Consider the following 21152-nt stretch of genomic DNA (forward strand, 5'->3'; position numbering starts at 1 on the left):
TTATCCCTTAATAAACAAATTATAAATTAGTATTGTAAGAATAGTAGCTGGTGCTAAATAACGCAATGAAAATAACCAAAGCTCAAATGCAGCATTATTGAAATAATGTTGAGTAAAGCTTCTTAATTTTTCTTTACCAATTACCCATCCTACAAATATGCAAGATGTTAAACCACCAAGTGTAAGTAAAATATTTGCACTTAACCAATCTGCACAATCAAATAAATTTTTGCCCATAATTTCTAGTTTGTTATTAGGATTGAGTGAAAAAATCAAAGCAACACCTACAACAAAAATTAAAAAGGATAAAAACCAAGTTGCACTAAAACGATTGAGTTTTGTTTTTTCTTCTAGCCACTTTACAGAAGGCTCTAATAATGAAACTGTGCTTGAGATTCCAGCAAATGCTAAGCCTATCATAAATAATAAACAAATGATATTGCCTGTTAATCCCATTTCTTTAAAAATCAATGGCAGTGTAATAAAAATAAGACCAGGACCACTTGCAGGTTCTGCATTATGTTCAAAAACAAAAGTAAAAATCATCACTCCAGCAATCAAAGAAATTAAAATCCCAGGAATCACAACCCACATTGCACTAGAAAAAAGATTCTGTTTTTCTTCAGTTGTAGCAGCATAGGTGATGATTGTCCCAGCACCTATGGATAAAGAGAAAAACACTTGCCCTAAAGCATCTATTAAGACCTTAGAGGTAATTTTACTAAAATCAAAATCAAACATAAAATGCACACCTTGTGAAAAAGAAGGTAGTGTCATTGAATAAATTAAAAGCCCAATAAAAATAATAAACAATAGAGGCATAAGAATAAAATTTAAAACCTCAATTCCAGCTTTTACTCCACGAGCAACAAAATATCCTGTAATAAAAACAATCGCAAAAAAACAAATAATTTGTGCCATAACACCTTCATTTAATAAATTTACAAAGATATCTTGAGATGTTTTTACATCAGAAGGTAGATTAAAACTTAGCATTACAAGATAATAAATCACCCAACCTAAAACTACACAATAAAAAGTTAAAACAAGAGGCCCGCCAATTAAAAAGATACCTCCCCATTTCCATTTTTTAGCTTTGGTAGTATCAAGAGCATTAAAAGAATCTTGCGTATTAGCTCTTCCCTTATTGCCAATAATCATTTCAGCCACGAGCATGGATACGCCTACTACTAGCGTTATGGTTAGGAATAATAAAACAAAAGCTCCACCACCATTGCTTCCAGCCATATAGGGGAAACGCCAAATATGTCCTAAACCTATAGAGCTACCTAATGTAGCCATTATAAAACCAAGTTTAGAAAAGTTGTTCATTCCTTATCCCTTAATAAACAAATTATAAATTAGTATTGTAAGAATAGTAGCTGGTGCTAAATAACGCAATGAAAATAACCAAAGCTCAAATGCAGCATTATTGAAATAATGTTGAGTAAAGCTTCTTAATTTTTCTTTACCAATTACCCATCCTACAAATATGCAAGATGTTAAACCACCAAGTGTAAGTAAAATATTTGCACTTAACCAATCTGCACAATCAAATAAATTTTTGCCCATAATTTCTAGTTTGTTATTAGGATTGAGTGAAAAAATCAAAGCAACACCTACAACAAAAATTAAAAAGGATAAAAACCAAGTTGCACTAAAACGATTGAGTTTTGTTTTTTCTTCTAGCCACTTTACAGAAGGCTCTAATAATGAAACTGTGCTTGAGATTCCAGCAAATGCTAAGCCTATCATAAATAATAAACAAATGATATTGCCTGTTAATCCCATTTCTTTAAAAATCAATGGCAGTGTAATAAAAATAAGACCAGGACCACTTGCAGGTTCTGCATTATGTTCAAAAACAAAAGTAAAAATCATCACTCCAGCAATCAAAGAAATTAAAATCCCAGGAATCACAACCCACATTGCACTAGAAAAAAGATTCTGTTTTTCTTCAGTTGTAGCAGCATAGGTGATAATAATACAAATACCTATAGATAGGGAGTAAAACACTTGCCCTAAAGCATCTATTAAGACCTTAGAGGTAATTTTACTAAAATCAAAATCAAACATAAAATGCACACCTTGTGAAAAAGAAGGTAGTGTCATTGAATAAATTAAAAGCCCAATAAAAATAATAAACAATAGAGGCATAAGAATAAAATTTAAAACCTCAATTCCAGCTTTTACTCCACGAGCAACAAAATATCCTGTAATAAAAACAATTGCAAAAAAACAAATAATTTGTGCCATAACACCTTCATTTAATAAATTTACAAAGATATCTTGAGATGTTTTTACATCAGAAGGTAGATTAAAACTTAGCATTACAAGATAATAAATCACCCAACCTAAAACTACACAATAGTAAGTGAGGATTATTGGCCCACCAATTAAAAAGATACCTCCCCATTTCCATTTTTTAGCTTTGGTAGTATCAAGAGCATTAAAAGAATCTTGTGCATTAGCTCTTCCCTTATTACCAATAATCATTTCAGCCACAAGCAAAGAAATTCCAATGATAAAAATAATTGCTAAATAAAGCAAAACAAAAGCTCCACCACCACTGCTTCCAGCCATATAGGGGAAACGCCAAATATGTCCTAAACCTATAGAGCTACCTAATGTAGCCATTATAAAACCAAGTTTAGAAAAGTTGTTCATAATAAAAAATCCTTGTTTCAAAGTATATAACATAGCTTAATCAAACTCTAGAAATTTGACTAAGCTATGAGCCTATCAAAAAAAAAATTAAAATTTTATTAAAAAAATCAATTTTATATTTTTGCAAGGTTTTGCTATTATTTCTAAGAAATATAGATATAGGGGATATAAGTGTATTTTAGGGTATATTATGAAGATACAGACTGCGGAGGAATTGTATATCATAGTAATTATTTAAAATTTTGTGAGCGTGCAAGGAGTGAACTCTTTTTTAAAAATAATAGCTTACCAGAAACAAAAGAAGGATTTTTTGTTGTTGCAAGCATAGAAGCAAAATTTTTGAGTAGTGCAAAGCTAGGAGATTTAATTAGAATCAAGACAGAAACTTTAGAGATAAAAAATACTTCTTTGGTTTTGCGACAAAGGATTTTTCTGCATGATGATTGTAATGGCATTGATGGGCAGGAGATTTTTTCAATGGATGTAAAATTAGCTTTTTTGGATCGTGCAATAAAAAAGCCAAGGAGAATACCACAATATATTTTGGAGATTATCAATGGAAGCAAAGATTGAATATCCCTGTAAATGGGAATATAGAATTATAGGAGAGGATGAAGATAAAATAAGGGAGTTTGTTTTTGAGCTTTTGGATAAGCAATACGAACTAGAAAGAAAAAATGCATCAAGTAATGGAAAGTATATTTCCTTGCATCTAATTGTAGAAGTTGATAATGAAGAAGAGCGAAATTTGATTTTTCAGAAGCTGTTGAATTTTGAGGCTATTAAAATGGTTATCTAGTGTTACAAAAAGTAATAGTGTATTTGTTGCTTAGAGATTCTATTTTGTTTCGCTTTAATGCGGTTGTTATAATTTTTTAGCATTGCAAATTTTTTGTATCTAAGTTAGCAATAAAGAAAATCGGAGGTGTTATAAATGAATATAGATTTTTTTGTAAATTTTTTAGGAGGGGTAAATAATTGGCTTTATACCTATTATTTAGTAGGCTTATTAGTGTTTGTGGGTATTTTTTATAGTTTGAGGCTTGGATTTGTTCAAATAGGACTTCTTGCTGAGAGTATCAAGGTTGTGACAGAAAAGCCAGAGACACAAAAGAAACATGCAGAGCACATTAGCCCTTTTCAGGCTTTAATGATTTCTACTGCTTCAAGAGTTGGTATTGGTAATATTGCTGGAATTGCTTTTGCTATTGTGGCGGGAGGTTCTGGAGCAATATTTTGGATGTGGGTTATGGCTTTTTTTGGTGGAGCGAGTGCTTTTGCTGAAAGCACATTGGCACAAATCTATAAGACAAAAGATGGTAAAGGCTTTAAAGGGGGACCAGCATATTATATGCAAAGAGCATTAAATATGAAATGGATGGGATCTTTATTTGCTATAGTGCTAATTTTAACTTATGCTTATGGATTTAATGGATTGCAATCTTATACGATGACTTCGGCTTTTGAGGTGTATTATAATAAAACTGCTAATGCAAATATTTTAAGTTTTGCAGATAGTAATTGGACACTTTATATTGGTTGTATTTTGGCTGGTTTTTCTGCGATAATGTTTTTTAGTAAAAGTCATTTTATTGGAAAGGTAAGTTCTGTAATTGTGCCTTATATGGCTTTGGCTTATATTTGTCTTGCTTTGATTGTTATGATATTAAATTTTGAAAAAATACCTGATGTTATGAAAGATATTTTGACAAATGCGTTTGATTTTAAGGCAATTTTTGGAGGTTTTGCAGGTAGTGCAATTGTTATAGGTATTAAAAGGGGGTTATTTTCTAATGAAGCAGGTATGGGTTCTGCGCCAAATGCCGCAGCAGCAGCTCATACAACTCACCCTGTTAAGCAAGGACTCGTGCAGTCTTTGAGTGTGTTTATTGATGTATTGGTTTGCTCTAGTTCTGCGTTTTTGGTACTTTTTTCTTCTTCCTTTGTTGCAAAGGGGCAAGAGCTTACGGCAATGCCTTTGGTGCAAAGTGCTATGACAGAGCATTTTGGTTCTTGGGGACTTTATTTTGTGACAATAGCAATTGTGCTTTTTGCAATTACTTCTTTGATAGGAAATTATTATTATGCTCAAGCTAATATCAAATATTTAACAAAATCTAAAATAATAATGGTGTTGTTTCAGATAAGTGCTGTTGCAATGGTGTTTATAGGTTCTCAAATGGATTTAAAATTAGCATGGGAGTTAGCTGATATTTTTATGGGGTTAATGGCAACTCTAAATATTATTGCTATTTTATTTTTATCAGATATTGTATTAAAAGCATTAAAGGATTATAAAAATCAAAGAAAACAAGGTTTAAATCCAAAATTTAGCGCAAAAAAGCTTGGAATTAAGAACACAGAATGTTGGGATTAAGTCCCTTTTCTTAGAAAAAAAGGGTGTAATATAAGATAAAAATAACCCTTGTGGAATTATAAGGGTTATTTTAATTTTTCTTTTAAAAGTTCATTTACTCTTGCTGGATTTGCACCTTTTATATTTTTCATAACTTGGCCAACAAAGAAACCAAATAGCTTTTCTTTCCCGCTTTTAAATTCTTCTACTTTGTCTTGATTGGCATTCAATACCGCTTCAATTGTGCTTAATAGTGCCCCATCGTCGTTTATTTGTGCTAACCCCATAGAATCTATCAACAAATCAATGTCTCCACCCTTTTCTTTTACAAGAACTTTTAAAACATCTTTAGCATCTCTACCGCTTACTTTATTATCTTCTATGCGTTTGATTAGAGTAGAGAGCAATTCTGGGGTGATACCACAAGTTTGCAATGTGTTTCCATCCTTTAGTAATCCTTGAAGCTCAACAATCAGCCAAGTTACACATGCTTTGGGATTGATGTTTTGAGCAAGCATTTTTTCAAAAAAAGTTGCGAGTTCTAGGCTTGAGGTAAGTGTTTGAGCATCCTCTTCTTTAATGCCTAAAGTGCTTACATATCTTGCACGTTTTTCATCAGGCATTTCTGGAATCTTCCTTCCTTCTTCCATAAGCTCTTCATCAATATATACAGGAAGTAAGTCTGGATCTGGAAAATATCTATAATCCGCAGCTTCTTCTTTTCCTCTCATAGATCTTGTAATGCCTTTTGAGGTATCAAATAATCTTGTTTCTTGAATAATCTCTAAATCATATTTTCCACTTTCCCAAGCATCAATTTGTCTTTGTGTTTCATATTCAATTGCTTTTTGGATAAATTTAAATGAGTTGAGATTTTTGATTTCTACTCTCGTATAAAGTTTTGTATCGCCTTTTGGTCGTATAGAAACATTGGCATCACATCGAAAACTACCCTCTTGCATATTTGCATCAGAAATTTCTAAAAATCTTACAATTGAATGTAATTTTTTCAGATAAGCAACAGCCTCATCACTACTTCTCATATCTGGTTCGCTTACAATTTCAAGCAATGGAGTGCAAGCACGATTTAAATCTACTTTTGAAACATTAGCATCGTGGATATTTTTTCCAGCGTCTTCTTCCATATGAGCACGAGTGATTCCGATAGTTTTTTTCTCACCATTGAGACTGATTTCAATATATCCTTTTCCAACTATAGGAATCTCAAATTGACTAATCTGATAAGCCTTAGGTAAGTCCGGATAAAAATAATTTTTTCTTGCAAAGATGGAGTTTTGATTGATTGTTGCGTTGATAGCAGTTCCAAAGGCAATTGCTTTTTTTACAACTTCTTTATTTAAAACAGGTAACGCACCAGGCAGACCTAAGCAAGTGGGGCACACATTTTTATTTGGTTCATCTCCAAAACTTGTCGCACAAGAGCAGAAAATTTTTGTATTAGTATTGAGTTGTACATGTACTTCAAGTCCTATGATAGTTTCAAATGCATTATTCATTATCTTTTTCCTCCATTGTTAAAATGCTAAAGGTTAAGTCATTTAATTCAACATGAGATTTAATATAACTATTGATTGTATCAAGGGAGATATCTTGGATTTGTTCAAGTTGTATTTGATCAAAATCAATAGGCAATCCTAAATAGAAATTTTGAAATTTTGTATTTAGCCTTTGAGAGAGTGTTTCTTTTTTTAGGGGTTCATTTCCCAATAAAAATTGTTTGGCACTATCCAATTCTTCTTGCGTGATTCCATTTTGGATAAATTCTTTTACAATTTCTTTAACAAGACTAATGGCTTCTTGTTGATTATCAAGCTTTGTTTGTAAATATCCTGATGCATAACTTATGATTTTGCCAGTATTTACTCTTAAATATGCAGAATAGGCAAGACCTCTTTTTACGCGAATTTCTTCCATTAATCTAGAGCCAAAACCACTTGCACCAAGCACAAAGGATAGAATTTTAGCCTTATAGGAATCTTCTTTAAGATTTGATATATAAAATGGTGCTCCAAAATAGATATAAGCTTGCTGAGTTTCTTTATATGTAGTAATTTCTTCCTTGTTTGGATTGGCTTCATATTTATGAGTTTGAGCTTTAATGCCTGTATTTAAATTTGATAAGATATTTTTTATTTCTTGAAGAGTTTGTTTTTCATCTATGTCTCCACCCATTGTAACAATCACTCTTGCAAGAGTAAGATTTTCTTGAATAAAATTTTTAATATCTTCAAGCGTGATATTTTCTAAACTTTCTTTTGTAGGGTTTTTGGCCAATGGAGTATCTTTAAAAAGAAGGGTTGAGAGGTTTTTATTTGCAATATAATCAAAATCATTCTCTTTTGCCAAAAGGGTATTGATGGCATTTTGTTTGATTTTTTCAAGGGTATTTTGAGTGTAATTAGGATCTAATAAAAGCTCTTGTAATAGTTTTAGTGCTTCTTTTTGCTGTTCTTTAAGGAAACCTAGTTCTATATTTAGAGTTTCAATACCAGCAGTGCTATGAAGAGATATTGCACGCTTGTCAAGTTCCTCAGAAAATTTAATAACTCCTAAAGATTTACTTCCTTCATTCAATAATTTTGCACTAAGTGATGAAAGTCCTGAAAGTTTTCCATCATTAATACTACCCCCTCCTAGAAAACTAAGACGTATAAAACCAGCAGGAATTACTTGAGAATACTCAAAAATTACAGGAATTTCTTGATGATTGATTTTGATATATTCAATTGCTTTTGTTTGCATGAAAACTCCTAGAAATAAAATTGCTGTAAAAAGAAATTTCATCAAAAATACTCCAAAATTTCATATGCTGTATTTCGTTTTGCAGGCTTATCCCCAATATCTTTAATAAGCTTTATCATCTCTTGTTGATTCATAGAATTGCTTGCACCAGCAGCAGAAACGACATTTTCTTCCATCATAGTGCTTCCCAAATCATTAGCCCCAAAAAGTAGGGCAAGTTGCCCAATATGAGAACCTTGAGTAACCCAAGAGCTTTGAATATTTTTAAAATTATCTAGATAAATTCTACTGCATGCAAGGAGTCTTAGATAGCGATTTGATGAGGCTTTTGTGAGATTAGGGAATCTTGCTTGTAGTGGAGTATTTTGTGGTTGAAAGCTCCAGAGTATAAAAGCCCTAAATCCATTTGTTTCATCTTGAAGTGATCGAATTCTATCCCAATGCTCTATAATATCTTCATCATTATCCACGCTACCAAACATCATAGTAGCAGTGCTTTTAATATCAAGTTTATGTGCCTGTCTATGCACATCAATCCATTCATCAGAATCTAGCTTTTTTGGAGCAATCATATCTCTTACTCTATCGCTTAGTATTTCTGCACCTGCACCAGGAATTGAGGATAAGCCAGCATCTTTAAGACACTGCAAAACTTCTGTTATGCTTAGGTTTGATACTTTTGCAATGTAGTGAATTTCTATAGCAGAAAATCCATGAATGGTGATTTCAGGGTATTTTTGATGGATATGAGCAACGAGGTTTTGATAGTAATCTATTTTGAGTTTTGGATGGACACCACCTTGAAAAAGTATTTGAGTTCCCCCAATTTCAAGTAATTCTTCTATTTTTTTATCAATTTCTTCAAAACTTAAGATATATCCATCTTCCTCACCAATTTTTCTTTTAAAAGCACAAAAATCACAATCTACCCAACATATATTTGTGTAATTGATATTGCGATCAACAATAAAAGTAGTAATTTTCTGTGGATGCAGTTGCGTTTTGATTTTATTTGCCATTACTCCCAAATCTTTTAATGATGCATTTTGCATGAGATCTAATATTTCTTTATTTGTAATTCGTGACATTTTAAAACCTTGTTCCAAGTGTGAATTCAAAACTTGAGGTGTAATCTCCAGCTTGTTCATTAAATACTTTGATAGGGAAGACTAGCACAATTGGTCCCATAGGTGATACCCATTCTAACGCTACGCCTGTAGCAGCTCTCCAAGTGATCATATTGTTTCCTGACCCTACAATACCAAAGTCTTTAAAGTTTGCAATATTTTTATCTGCAACTCCTGAGTAAGTGCGGTAATGCAACAACCCATAATCAAAATATGCGGATATGCGCATTTTTGCAGATTCTAAAAGACCATAGCTTAATTCAACAGAGTTTGTAAACATTCCATCACCACCAACCCAAAGTCCTAGTTCATCTCTTGGAGAAATAGAACCACTTCTAAAGCCACGGATAGTGGTTACACCACCCATATAAAAAGTATTATTGATGGGCAAAAAGCTTTCCTTATCATATCTAAAGAAATATCCTCCTTGTGCCTTATATCTACCAATAAGATCTAAACCAATATAATCTTTAAAATATGTATATGCTGCAAATTTTGCATATACTTTTGTGTTATACACATCTCCACCAATTCCATTAAACTGAGCATATGCAGATGCAATAAAACCTCTTTTAGGAAAGTAATAATCATCTGTATTATCAAAGCTAAGGCTAGGGGTAATGGAGCTTGTAATTGGGAGTGCATATTCTTTGTCCCAAAGTCCTGTAATTGAATAGTTTCCATATGTGCCCACAACTCTATCTTTTGAGGCATAGTAGCGTTCATATAGTGGTGAAGTAAAATTACTCGTCTTTAAAACATTGAAATCATAACCAATATTAGCTCTTAGAGTATTGGTCAGAAGTTTGCCCACAGAGATACCAAAACCACCACTTTGTTGTATATAGTTATAGCTTACGGAGTAGGTGGCATATAAATTTATAGAGGAGCTATAATAACTATCAAATAATCTAGGATTTGTTAAGGAAATGCTTCCAGAATAAGATTTACCTGCATTTTTTATCCCATAGTAGGTAAGTCCAGAACCAGTGGATATATTCGCATAGATGCTTCCACTTTGACCAGTTCCAAATAAATTTCTCTCACTAATTGTTCCATTGATCATTAAGCCACCATAGCTTCCATACCCCATTCCAAATTGTAGCTCACCAGTTCTCCCCTCAGAGACATTTACGACCAAATCCATAGTATTTTCAGAGAGTCTTTTTTGGTCAATTTTGACATTTTCAAAAAATCCTAATCTTCTTAGGGCATTTTCAGAAGCCATAATTTTTGTAAGCGAATAGGTATCATTTGGTGCAAGTAAGATTTCGCGGCGTATAATTCTATCTGCAGTTCTTGTATTCCCTGTAACAATAACATCATTGATTTTTACTTTTTGCCCTACTTGGATATGATAGATAATTTTCACGCTACCATTAGCCTCATCTTTGTCTAAATCCGGATTTACCATAGCAAAGGCATAGCCATAATCCGCAACAGCTTGTTTTAGAAGTTGCATATCCATTCGCAATTCTTCAATATTGATATACTTATTTTTTTTACTTTTTAGCAATTTTTTTAGTTTTGCTATAGATTCTACCTCGTTGTCAATTTGAATATCAATATCAGAGATTTTATATTGTATTCCCTCATCAATTTTAAAATAAAGATTTGCTGTGTAATTTGAAAAATTTGTATCTAGGTAGGGAGAGGATACATTGGCATCTAAGAAACCATGTCTCATATATACATCCTGGATTCTTTTGTTATCAAATTCAAGTTCTTGTAGTCTTAATTTACCATCATTTCTACCCCATAACCATCCCATAAATTGTTTTTCTTTATTGGCTGATAGAGATTCTACTTGTTTAACGCTTAGGCTTTTTCTACCATCATAAAATGCGCGTGTAATGTAGATATTATCTCCTCTATTTACATCAAGAGTGATTGCATAAACATTATCTCCAATTTCATCTTGGGTAGTTTGTATGGTTGTCCCATAATATCCTTGAATTTCTAGGATAGTTTGCAATGTTTCTTTTGCTTTTTGTAGTTTTTGTTCATCAAAAACATCACCCTTTTTGATAGCAAGTTGCTTATAGATAGTTTCTCTTTCTTGCTCTGTCCCATATCCTTTGATTTCTAAACTTGCTACACGAGGTTTTTCTATAAAATGGAAAACAAGATTCCCCTTGTCAAAAGTGGCATATACATCTTTAAAGTAGCCTTGATTATAAAGGGCAAGGATTGCGGAATCTATTTTTTTTTCTTCTAGGTTATCGCCTTTTTTAATGCCTGTTACTTCTTGTGCTAGAAGGTCTGACATATACACAAGACCATCATATTTAATAGATTTAATTTCTTCTGCATTAATGTTATAGCAAACAATAAAACCGATGGGAAAAATAAAACGCTTTAAAAACAAATATAGCCCTAATCTTAAGAATATTAAAATAATTTTTTATTCTACCTTAAACAAAACTTCTTTTGGTAAATACCTTGGGTTTATTGTGATGAGGTTTGAAGTGTCAATGATAAAAAGAAGATTATGTGAGTAGTTGATCAACCCAATGAAGTATTTTTTTTTGATTAGAAAGGAGATTTAATGTTTGTGATGCATAGTGTGCAGAGATTTTAAAGTTTTTTATCTCTTTGGTATCAAGAGTATTGATAGTATGCACCAGACTTTCTTTTGAAAAATCTTGACTCATCTTTCCAATATGATATTTTGAAATAAAAGAGCTTAATGAAGGCAATGGTGTGGTGATAATCCCTAATCTTGCTTGAATATATTCAAAAAATTTATTTGGCATTGCATTGGCATTATTAAAATTGTTTGGGGTTAAAGTAAGGATTCCTAGATCAAATTGTTGAGTAAAAGGTATGATGTCTTGCATTGCAACAGGAGGTAGAAAGCTTACATTGCTTGGGGCTTTTTGCTGTAGAGATTGCAGGAAATTTGCTTGGTTGCTTAATCCTAAGATGTAAATATGGAATCTTTGATCCAATTCTTGTGCAATATCAAGAAGCATGTGTGAATTTCTATCAGGACTTAAAAAACCATGATAGACAATTTTTATTTTTTGTTCTATTGGGCTTGGTGAGATATCAAAATAAGGAGGAAGGGAATAAAAAATCTCACATTTTAGCTGAAAGGTTTCTAGATATTTTTTTGCGATACCTTCTCCTACTGTTATTGCAAAATCAACTTGAGGCAAGTAGCGTTCGCAAATAAAATAAAAAAACATACCAAAACTTTCTAGCCATCTTTTATCATTTTCATATTCAAGAGGATAAAATTCTCTAAGATCTATTAAAATTTTTGTTTTTTTATTTTTTTGTTTATATTCAACTGCAAAAGGCAATAGGGTGATATCTTCGACTATGATAAGATCCAAGATTGGCAGAGAGCGTAAAATTGTTTTAATATAAAGTCTATTTTTGGTAAATATCAATGGGATAAAGTCTTTTTTGATACATTTTTGATAAATGGCATCATTTTCTTCCTGTGAGCGTTCTTTTGAAGTTTTATCTGCTGGATAACTAAAAGTTTTTATTCCATCTAAAATAGAGCAATTTTTTGCAATTACAAAAAGATGATAAGAGTTTTTAAGCATTTGTATCATTCTAAAAGGTCTTGGTCTTTGTGCAACATCAAAGTCACTAAGAATGGCTATATTTTTTTGCATATTTTTCCTTGCAAAATTGCTCCTGTGACGGGCAGAATGCATATACTTGATTGTAGATTATCTTTTGTTAGTGTAATAATAAAAGGTTGTGTGAGTGAGACAGGGGTAGTTCCACAATAAGGTTTTCCCGTGTTATCAAAATAAATTCTCCCAGTTTGTTTTTCTTTGCAAGTATTTTGCGTGGATATCTGAAGTTTGATTCCAAAAGATTCTAAAAGTCTTGTGTAGGTATCAGCATTATTTTTGCAGAAATCTGAAATATTGCTATTGTTATAACCACTTAAGCATTGCAAATTTACACCTTGTGTTGCAATAATGTCTCCAGCCATTGGCCTATTATCATAATGTGTTGTTTGTGCTTGTCTTGGTGTATCAAGATAAATACTAAAACTATTTTGCGTGTAGGTTCCACTTAAATGAAATTGAATTTGCCAAAAAGTTTGATTACTAAGAAGAATTTGAGGATAGACACTTGGAAAGGCATTTGTTATCCATTTTGTTTGGTTGAGATTTGTATATAGTGTATCTTGAGTAAGGGCAAGATTTTTTGTATAGAGAATATTTTGATAGAGATAGTTGGAGACCTTATAGATTTGATTGGTGTTGTTTGGTTTTGCAAAAAAAATAAGAATCCCAATAAGACTACAAACAAGGAGTAGTTCAAAAATACTAAAAGCAGATTGTTTCATTTTTTATAAATTTGGAAAAGATAGATAGGGGTATTGTTATAGGAAATAATAATATCAGATTTTTTTAGGGATTTACTCGGTAGCAAGATAAGATTCTTATTGTCTTTAATTCCATAAAATGCGAGTTGTTTTCTTAGTGATGGCGATGTGGTATGTATCGCATTGATATTTAATTTTTTAAGCTCCATGGCTATTTCTTTAGCAAAATAATAATTTGAAGCAAAGTTTGGCTTATTGGAAAATAGATATGTAATTTTATTGCCAAATATAACACTTGTCTGTAAAACTAAGAAAAGAAGAATTAAACTAGCAAAAACATAGTGGTTTTTTCTAAATTGTGGAAGTCTAACTTTTAAATCATTCATAAAACATTGAATCATGATAGGCAGTGCAACAAGACTTTGTGGAATAAGTATATAGAAATTGATATTTTGTCTTAGTGAAAGAATGATACAAAAAACTATACTAGTTGCTGCAATGTATGGTAGTATTGTGTTTTGATGTCTTAGACTCCAATAAATACTATAAGCATAATAAATAAAAAGTAGAGGAGAGTAGAGTATTGCAATTTGTGCAAGTGTTTCTAAGAAATAGGCTTGTGGTTTTCCTCCAATATCAAAATCATAAAGATACCAATTGATAGCTAGGCATGCGATACAGAAAATAAAAATCTTATTTTGTTTGTTTTTTAGTGAAAAAATTGCAATTGCTATAAGCAATATTGTTGCTCCAGAAGTTGCAATAGAAAGTATTGCTAATAATATAATTGGAATTTTTTGATACCTTGTATAGATATATCCCACAAAAAAAGTGAGAAAAATAATCCAAGAACACTCTATTAGTAAAATTGCACTGAGATTTACCCCTGGCAATAAAATATAAATCATAATGCAAATTAAACTATGGCTTTTATTTTTTAAAGTATGCCTACAAATACCATAAAGAAGCATAAGATTAAGAATGTGCAGAATTAATAAAGGTAGTTTTAAGACAAAAGCATTTGTTCCAAAAAATTTGATAAGAGTTCTTAAAAACTCAAAGAAAAAATGATTATTATAAAAAAGATTATTTAGTTCTTTCTCGCTCAATGAAAGTTGATGAAACATAGTAAGTATAATTACTGAGGAAAAAATGGTAATTAAAATAAAAAATAAGTCGATAATATCAAGCTTTCTTGAAGTTTTATGAGAAAGATTGATCCAAAGCCTTATGTAAAGTAAAATATCTTTAAATAGCATCAAGAGATTCCATTTTTTTGTAATTCAATTTTTATACAACGATTTTCTACAAAGATGATATTTTTATCTTCTAGTATTTTTTTGGCATAGATATTTGTGATACCAAGTTGCAACCAAACAATTTTTGGAAGAGGGGTTTGTGTAATAATTTCTTGAGCTATTTCAAAACATTTTTCACTTTTGCGGAAGATGACTACACAATCAATTTTATGATTATTGTGGGCTTGTGTATAGCTTCTAAAAACCTTTTTACCTAAAATAATATCTTCCTTTGGATAAATGGGAATAACTTCAAAGCCTTTTTGTATTAAGAAATTTGCTACTTTAAAACTATCTTTTTGTTGATTTGGACTTAAGCCTATAATTGCGATGGTGTGAATATTTTGAAATATTTTAGTATCCATTTTTTATCCTTTTATAATCCTTGATAAAAATCGGCAAAGCTATCAGGATTCCAGAGAATAATATAAGCAATATGCCACTCCAAGTCTCAATATTTGGAAGTGAATCTCCAAGATACACTCCCATAAAAATTCCCCATAGGATTTTAACATAATCAATAGGTGCAACAATTCCAGCAGGAGCAGCCATATATGCCTTTGTTAAGAAATGTTGCCCAATTGTGCCTGATAATCCCATTAGAATAATTATCCACCATTCAAAAGAATTTGGGGTATGCCAAGAGTTATCAATAAAAAATACAGGTAAAAGAATTATAATACCTCCAACAATACTCATACTAAGCCCAAAAAATAAGATAATAAAAGAGTTCTCAAAGTATTCTTTGAGACTTCTTAGAGTAATTAGTGCTAAGGCTGCTCCACCACCGCTAAAAATTCCCATTATAATATTTATGGGTGCTAGAGGTTGTCCAAATGGATTGCAGATAAAAATAATTCCAATAAACCCTATAATTCCAGCAATGATAATGGTAAATGGAATCCTTTCTTTTAAAAAAAGCAGAGAAAATAAAAGAACATATAAAGGTGTGCTTTGTGCAAATGTTGTTGCTATGCTCAGAGGGATTGTAGCAATGTTATAAAATAAAGCAAGCATACTCAATCCCCCTATAAAGGCACGAAAAAATAATTTATGCCAACCACCAGATTTTTTTATAATAGGTTTTTTTTGAATTGCTAAAAATAAAAGCATAAAAAAAGTCATAATAATAGAGCGAAAAAAAAGATTTTCTACAGGAGAAATTGTTTGCGAGAGGATTTTGATGAAAGCATTCATGATTGCAAAGAAGAAAGAAGCAATAAACATAAATACGATACCAAGAGACAAGTGATGCATTATTATACCTATTGAAACAATATTTACTTTGAGATAGAATTATACTTTATTACAATAAAGAGGTGTTAGTAGAATGAGAGTGGGTATTGTTGATTATGGTGCTGGAAATATTGGTAGTGTGATACAGGCTTTTGAAAAATCTGGTATGAGATTGGTAAAAATTAAATATCCAGAAGAGGTTAAAACTTGTGATAAATTGATTTTGCCAGGTGTTGGTGCTTTTGGAGATGCAATTAAAAATCTAAGAGAATCTAATATGGAGCAAGCATTACTAGATTTTATAGATAGTGGAAAATATTTTTTTGGAATTTGTGTTGGGATGCAACTTTTATTTCAACGAGGATTTGAATTTGGAGAACATAGAGGGCTTGGCGTATTTGATGGCGATGTGATACATTTTAAGAAAGATGCGATGTTGGGATTGAAGATTCCGCATATTGGTTGGAATCTATGTTGTAAAAAAAGAGATGCAAAAATACTAAATGGGCTAGATGATAACTTTTTTTTATATTTCGTTCATAGTTATCATTGTCAAATAAAAAAAGATTTTATAGTTGCTTCTTGTAAATATGGATATGAATTCCCAGCTATTATCAATAAGGACAATGTTTTTGGAATACAGCCACACCCAGAGAAATCAGATAGCAATGGACTGAGAATATTGGAAAATTTTTTAAAGCTTTGAAATAAAGATAAAATGAGATTTTAAGTTGAGAAAATTACTTTCTCAACTCTTTGATTCTAGCAGACTTACCTTTTCTATCTCTTAAGTAGTAAAGTTTTGCTCTTCTTACTCGACCTATTCTTAATACTTCAATAGTTTGTAGGCTTGCACTATATAGTGGGAAAGTTTTTTCAACACCAATGTTATTTGCTCCCATTTTTCTTACTGTAAAAGTTCTATCTACGCCATTTCCACGAATTGAAATACAGATACCCTCAAAATTTTGAATACGAGTTTTTTCACCTTCTTTGATTTGTATCCCTAATCTAATTGTATCTCCTGCTTTAAAGCTTGGAACTTTCTTGTCGCCAATCTGAGCTTTTTCAAAGCTTTCAATGTATCTATTTTTCATTTTTTACCCTTATTTTGAGATTTCCATAATAGAAATAAATCTGGCCTAAAGTACTTGGTCTTTAATACAGATAAATTATGTTTTAAATCGCTTATTATACTATGATTTCCTGTTGAATATATTAAAGGAGTATTAAAAAATTGATTTTTTTGCATTTTTGTTTTGGATTTTGAAAAAACAGGTGCTTCTAGAAGATTGTTTTCAAAGCTTTCTTCTAGCAATGAGTTTTCATTTCCTAAAACCATGGGAATTTGCCTAGCAACGCTATCGCAAACACATAAGGCACCAAGTTCTCCCCCAGTTAATATAAAATCACCAATACTTAAAATTTCATCAGCATATAATTCAATAGATCTTTCATCAAAACCCTCATAACGACCACAAACAAAAGTTATATCTTGTTTTTTTGCAAGTCTTTTAGCATCTAAGTTGTTAAAAGGTTTGCCACTAGGAGCAAGAAATATAATATAGCTTTTATTTGTTATTGTCTCTAAAGACTTTTGTAATACATCAAAATTGATTACTTGACCTGCTCCACCACCTACTTGTGTGTCATCAACTTTATTATATTTGTTATTGGCATAATCTCTTAAATTGATTGTTTCAATAGAGATAAGCTTTTTATCTATTGCTTTTTTTAAAATAGAATCTTCAAAGTATGGGAGAATAAGGTTTGGAAATAATGTTAAAAACCTAAAGTGCATTAACTTGCTTCTAGCAGATTTTTTGTATTTTTTGTATGGATTTTTTTATTTTGTATATCAACACTAATAATAAAGTGATCAAGATAGGGGATAAGAAATTCTTTTGCAAATAATGATGAAAGTTCCTTATGTGTTTGAATAATCAAATAATCTGTATTTGCAATACGCTGAATATCTTTTACACAACCTAGGAGAGTGGTATCTTCAAAAATGTTGCACCCAATAATATCAAACCAAAAAAACTCATTTTGTTGCAAATGACAATATTTTTTTGTATCTTCAATGGAGCTAAGAAGTAAAAAATTGGTAATTTTTTTTGCTTCTTCTAGAGAGTCTATTTCCTCAAAAGCAATAGTGGATTTTGAAAGATTAAAAGATTTCAGCGTTAATGGTTGCATTTGATTTTCAAGAATCGCATGATAGGGTTTGATAAAAAAAATATTACCTTTTTGGAAAATATTTGGAAAGTCTGTAAAAATAATGCACTTCATTAAACCTGAAGTGCCTATGCTTCTACCAAGTTTTGCGATTTCAATGAAGTCATTCATTGTTGACTTTTGCCATCACTTTATAATTTAAACCATCTTTAGCCTTGCAACCAGATATAAAAGCCTTGATGGATGCAATCATTTTACCATCTTTGCCTACAATCTTTCCTATGTCATTGGTATCGGCGTATATGATAAACTCATAGCCATCGATAATTTGATTTTTTTGTACAAAGACGCATTCGGGTTTTTTAACAATCTTTTTAATATAAGCTGTTAAAAAATCCTCAATCATATTTAACTAGTCTTTTATTTGCTAGTAAGCTTTTCCACACGCTCGCTCATCTTGGCTCCAACACTTTTCCAATAAGACAAGCGATCGTTATCAAACTTTACTTGCGCAGTTTCTGCTAGAGGATTGTAAAAACCAATAGATTCAATCCAACCACCATCTCTTCTTTTTCTAGAATCTGTGACTACTATACGATAAAAAGGTTTCTTTTTTCTTCCCATTCTTGTCAATCTGATTACTGTTGCCATTTATACTCCTTGTTTTAAAAACTTTGTTCTTTTGCTATTTGTAAATAAAAACCCTTATTATACATAAAAAAATCTGATATTTTTAATCATAATATTATCTTTTTAAGTGTTTCATTTGCCCCATCATATTCATTAATTCTTGCATACCATTTTTATTAGAAAATCTTTTTGCCATTTTTGCCGCATTATCAAACTGTTTAATAATGCGATTGATGTCACTAACATCAAGACCACAACCTTGAGCTATTCTTTTTCTTCTACTGCCATTTAAAATGTCTGGATTGTCTCTTTCTTTTGGCGTCATGGAATTTACCATTGCTTTAATATTTTTTATTTCTACTGAATTCTCCAAATCCACATTTTTTAAAGTATTAGCCATATTTCCGAGACCTGGTATCATGGAAACTATAGAACTCATTGATCCAAGTTTTTTCATATTTTCAAGCTGATTAATAAAGTCCATAAAACCAAATTGACCCTTTTTGATTTTTTTTGTAATATCTTTAGCTTCTTTTTGACTAAGTATGCCAGCGGTTTTTTCTGCCAAAGAGGCAATATCCCCAGCCCCCATTAGTCTTGAAACAATACGATCTGGAATGAAAATTTCAAAATCTGGTATTTTTTCACCAACTCCTATGAAACGCAGAGGTAATCCAATTTGATATGCAATAGAAAGAGCAATGCCTCCCTTTGTATCACTATCAAACTTGCTTAAAATAACCCCACTTATATCAAGTTTTTCATTAAAGCTGCTTGCGGTTCTAACTCCATCTTGACCACTTAGAGAATCGGCAACATAAAAGATTTCATCAGGTTGTATTGCTTGTTTGATGGCTTCTAATTCTTGCATGAGTTTTTCATCAATTGCTAAACGACCAGCGGTATCAATAATTAAAACATCATATTGAGAATCTATTGCTTTTTGTTTAGCCTGTTTGGCTACTTCTAATGCATCTTGATCCTGCAAGGAGAAAACTTCAACTTCTATCTGTTCTCCTAATTGTTGCAGTTGTTTAACTGCAGCCAATCTTTGTAAATCACAAGCAGCTAGCAAGACTTTTTTATTTTTTGTTTTAAGATAATTTGCTAGCTTTGCGCTACTTGTAGTTTTTCCACTTCCTTGTAATCCTGTCATAAGAATGGTTGTAGGAGGCTTATTTGAAAATACAAAGCCATAGGATTTACTAGAGTGAAGGATTGACAAGATGGCCTCTTCAAGAGATTTGAGAAAATTTTGTTTTCCAATACCCAAAGTTTTTGTTTTTTGTTCTACTTGTTGAATAATTTCTTTAGTTACCTTGTGATGAACATCATTTTTTAAAAGAGATTTTTTTAATTCTTCTAATGCTTTGTCTAATGCTTTTTCATCATCACTAAAGCGTATTTTATTGGCAATATTTCTAAAGCTTTCTCCTAATATATCAAACAAGACACCGCTCCTTTCTCTGTAAGTTTAAGGATTAAAATTTATTGTTTTTACTTTCATAGGAATGATTCTAACATAAACTTATATTTAATTTAATGAAATCTGTTAGAATTTCCCTAGCTTTGGTTGGAACAAATAAGGAATATGATGATATTTGAACAAAAATTGAGAGAAAAAAAACTAAAAGTTACACCACAGAGAATAGCAATTTTGCAGGAGATTAAAAAAGGAGGGCATATTGGTATTGAAGAGATTTATGAAAATATTAAAACAAGATATCCATCAATTTCTTTGGCTACAGTGTATAAAAATATTACCTCTTTATATGAGGCAAATCTTTTAAGAGAAATCAAGATTCCTCAGCATAAGCAAAAATATGAATTGGTTTGTGAGCATCATATTCATGTTGTATGTCAAAAATGTGGGAAATTGGAAGATGTGTTTTTAGATTCTAAAAATATTGTAAATTTATGTAGAGAAGCAACACATTATGAATTGATCAATGCAAATGTTATGTTAATAGGAATCTGCTCTCATTGTAAATAAAGTGCCTTAGAAGCTATAATTTAAGGTAGCAGTATATTGCATTCCTCCAAATTTATCTTGTTGTATATTTGGAAGAATGGTGAGTTTATTTTTAGGGTTTGTATATTTGCTTGAAAAAATCCATCCAAATCCCCAAGCAATAAAACCACCTGTCATAACTTGCCAAATAGTGTGTTTTTTTGCCTGAACTCTTGAGGCTGCTGTAACAAAAGCTAGTATAGTAACTGGAATAGCAGGTTTCCAGCCATATCTATAATAAACAAAAGCAGCGGCACTAAAACCACCACCAGAGTGCCCACTTGGCATTCCCTTCCAGTCTTCACAACAAGGTCGTTTTGAAAAAGATACATCATATCCCTTAGTATGAGCATATGCAAAACTCTTTTTTAAAATTTCAATAGTTGTCTGTGTTGCAAGGGTTCCTAACGCTAATTCACCAAAACCTCTGTAATCTTCCATGCCAAGAGAAACAACACCAACAAATAATGGCATTAGTGTTAAAACATCTCCTAATTGTTCAAATGCATTATCTCTTTGTGCGTAACTTAAATTCATTGTTAATATAAATGCAAGAAAAAGCTTTTTCATAAATCCTCAATATTTT

The 21152-nt window shown here is 31.4% G+C and carries 23 protein-coding genes; 5 read left to right on the forward strand and 18 right to left on the reverse strand.

What is annotated here, in order from left to right:
- Window positions 1–1332 carry a sodium-dependent transporter gene (locus CQA57_RS02395; RefSeq protein WP_115578646.1) on the reverse strand — a complete coding sequence of 444 codons (1332 nt, stop codon included), beginning with the start codon at window positions 1330–1332 and terminating at the stop codon, window positions 1–3.
- A 3-nt stretch (window positions 1333–1335) separates the two neighbouring features.
- Window positions 1336–2667 (reverse strand): sodium-dependent transporter, encoded by a 1332-nt coding sequence (locus CQA57_RS02400; RefSeq protein WP_115578647.1) that lies wholly within the window; start codon window positions 2665–2667, stop codon window positions 1336–1338.
- Between the two features lie 171 nt (window positions 2668–2838).
- On the opposite strand from CQA57_RS02400, the gene CQA57_RS02405 reads away from it, so the two are divergent.
- The 3 genes from CQA57_RS02405 (at window position 2839) to CQA57_RS02415 (ending at window position 5044) form a co-directional block, all read left to right on the forward strand.
- Entirely contained in the window at window positions 2839–3240 is a 402-nt protein-coding gene (locus CQA57_RS02405) for a YbgC/FadM family acyl-CoA thioesterase (protein WP_115578648.1), read from the forward strand.
- Window positions 3224–3466: an HP0495 family protein gene (locus tag CQA57_RS02410; protein WP_115578649.1), complete on the forward strand. Its 243-nt coding sequence runs from the start codon at window positions 3224–3226 to the stop codon at window positions 3464–3466. Before CQA57_RS02405 ends, CQA57_RS02410 begins: the two co-directional genes overlap by 17 nt.
- Window positions 3467–3601: 135 nt before the next feature.
- Window positions 3602–5044, forward strand: a complete 1443-nt coding sequence (locus CQA57_RS02415; protein ID WP_115578650.1) for an alanine/glycine:cation symporter family protein — start codon at window positions 3602–3604, stop codon at window positions 5042–5044.
- 65 nt (window positions 5045–5109) lie between these two features.
- Here CQA57_RS02415 and gatB read toward each other — a convergent pair whose 3' ends face one another.
- From gatB to CQA57_RS02460, 9 genes are all read right to left on the reverse strand, one after another.
- Window positions 5110–6540 carry an Asp-tRNA(Asn)/Glu-tRNA(Gln) amidotransferase subunit GatB gene (gene gatB / locus CQA57_RS02420; protein WP_115578651.1) on the reverse strand — a complete coding sequence of 477 codons (1431 nt, stop codon included), beginning with the start codon at window positions 6538–6540 and terminating at the stop codon, window positions 5110–5112.
- The gene (locus tag CQA57_RS02425) at window positions 6533–7831 is read right to left on the reverse strand and encodes a M16 family metallopeptidase (RefSeq protein WP_407918729.1); all 1299 of its coding nucleotides are present in this window, start codon (window positions 7829–7831) and stop codon (window positions 6533–6535) included. The genes gatB and CQA57_RS02425 overlap by 8 nt, the downstream gene beginning before the upstream one ends.
- Window positions 7828–8874, reverse strand: a complete 1047-nt coding sequence (locus CQA57_RS02430) for a dehypoxanthine futalosine cyclase (RefSeq protein WP_115578653.1) — start codon at window positions 8872–8874, stop codon at window positions 7828–7830. Before CQA57_RS02430 ends, CQA57_RS02425 begins: the two co-directional genes overlap by 4 nt.
- Before the next feature lies 1 nt (window position 8875).
- Window positions 8876–11281 (reverse strand): outer membrane protein assembly factor BamA, encoded by a 2406-nt coding sequence (bamA, locus tag CQA57_RS02435; protein ID WP_245941839.1) that lies wholly within the window; start codon window positions 11279–11281, stop codon window positions 8876–8878.
- Between the two features lie 121 nt (window positions 11282–11402).
- Window positions 11403–12545: a glycosyltransferase gene (locus CQA57_RS02440; RefSeq protein ID WP_170126806.1), complete on the reverse strand. Its 1143-nt coding sequence runs from the start codon at window positions 12543–12545 to the stop codon at window positions 11403–11405.
- Window positions 12530–13234: a pilus assembly FimT family protein gene (locus CQA57_RS02445; RefSeq protein ID WP_115578655.1), complete on the reverse strand. Its 705-nt coding sequence runs from the start codon at window positions 13232–13234 to the stop codon at window positions 12530–12532. The genes CQA57_RS02440 and CQA57_RS02445 overlap by 16 nt, the downstream gene beginning before the upstream one ends.
- Window positions 13231–14472 carry a hypothetical protein gene (locus tag CQA57_RS02450; RefSeq protein WP_115578656.1) on the reverse strand — a complete coding sequence of 414 codons (1242 nt, stop codon included), beginning with the start codon at window positions 14470–14472 and terminating at the stop codon, window positions 13231–13233. Before CQA57_RS02450 ends, CQA57_RS02445 begins: the two co-directional genes overlap by 4 nt.
- Window positions 14472–14876 (reverse strand): CoA-binding protein, encoded by a 405-nt coding sequence (locus CQA57_RS02455; RefSeq protein ID WP_115578657.1) that lies wholly within the window; start codon window positions 14874–14876, stop codon window positions 14472–14474. Before CQA57_RS02455 ends, CQA57_RS02450 begins: the two co-directional genes overlap by 1 nt.
- The gene (locus CQA57_RS02460; protein ID WP_115578658.1) at window positions 14866–15768 is read right to left on the reverse strand and encodes a DMT family transporter; all 903 of its coding nucleotides are present in this window, start codon (window positions 15766–15768) and stop codon (window positions 14866–14868) included. Before CQA57_RS02460 ends, CQA57_RS02455 begins: the two co-directional genes overlap by 11 nt.
- A 73-nt stretch (window positions 15769–15841) precedes the next feature.
- Here CQA57_RS02460 and hisH point away from each other — a divergent pair, with 73 nt between their 5' ends.
- Entirely contained in the window at window positions 15842–16453 is a 612-nt protein-coding gene (gene hisH, locus CQA57_RS02465; RefSeq protein WP_115578659.1) for an imidazole glycerol phosphate synthase subunit HisH, read from the forward strand.
- Between the two features lie 34 nt (window positions 16454–16487).
- Here the strand turns inward: hisH and rplS are convergent, their stop codons facing one another.
- The 6 genes from rplS to ffh form a co-directional block, all read right to left on the reverse strand.
- The gene (rplS, locus tag CQA57_RS02470; protein ID WP_115578660.1) at window positions 16488–16844 is read right to left on the reverse strand and encodes a 50S ribosomal protein L19; all 357 of its coding nucleotides are present in this window, start codon (window positions 16842–16844) and stop codon (window positions 16488–16490) included.
- Window positions 16841–17548, reverse strand: coding sequence for a tRNA (guanosine(37)-N1)-methyltransferase TrmD (gene trmD, locus CQA57_RS02475; protein ID WP_115578661.1), 708 nt, complete (start codon window positions 17546–17548; stop codon window positions 16841–16843). Before trmD ends, rplS begins: the two co-directional genes overlap by 4 nt.
- A complete protein-coding gene (gene rimM / locus CQA57_RS02480; protein ID WP_115578662.1) occupies window positions 17548–18096 on the reverse strand; it encodes a ribosome maturation factor RimM in 549 nt (182 codons plus the stop codon). Before rimM ends, trmD begins: the two co-directional genes overlap by 1 nt.
- Window positions 18089–18331: a KH domain-containing protein gene (locus tag CQA57_RS02485; RefSeq protein WP_115578663.1), complete on the reverse strand. Its 243-nt coding sequence runs from the start codon at window positions 18329–18331 to the stop codon at window positions 18089–18091. The genes rimM and CQA57_RS02485 overlap by 8 nt, the downstream gene beginning before the upstream one ends.
- 14 nt (window positions 18332–18345) lie before the next feature.
- Window positions 18346–18576, reverse strand: a complete 231-nt coding sequence (rpsP, locus tag CQA57_RS02490; RefSeq protein ID WP_115578664.1) for a 30S ribosomal protein S16 — start codon at window positions 18574–18576, stop codon at window positions 18346–18348.
- 94 nt (window positions 18577–18670) lie between these two features.
- Window positions 18671–20005: a signal recognition particle protein gene (gene ffh, locus CQA57_RS02495; protein WP_115578665.1), complete on the reverse strand. Its 1335-nt coding sequence runs from the start codon at window positions 20003–20005 to the stop codon at window positions 18671–18673.
- 144 nt (window positions 20006–20149) lie between these two features.
- Here ffh and CQA57_RS02500 point away from each other — a divergent pair, with 144 nt between their 5' ends.
- Window positions 20150–20548, forward strand: coding sequence for a Fur family transcriptional regulator (locus CQA57_RS02500; protein WP_211305533.1), 399 nt, complete (start codon window positions 20150–20152; stop codon window positions 20546–20548).
- 6 nt (window positions 20549–20554) lie between these two features.
- On the opposite strand, the gene CQA57_RS02505 is transcribed toward CQA57_RS02500, so the two are convergent.
- Complete coding sequence (locus tag CQA57_RS02505) at window positions 20555–21136, reverse strand: phosphatase PAP2 family protein (protein WP_115578667.1); 582 nt, start codon at window positions 21134–21136, stop codon at window positions 20555–20557.
- Between the last annotated feature and the right edge of the window lie 16 nt (window positions 21137–21152).

It is taken from the genome of Helicobacter anseris, assembly GCF_003364335.1.
Taxonomy (GTDB): domain Bacteria; phylum Campylobacterota; class Campylobacteria; order Campylobacterales; family Helicobacteraceae; genus Helicobacter_H; species Helicobacter_H anseris.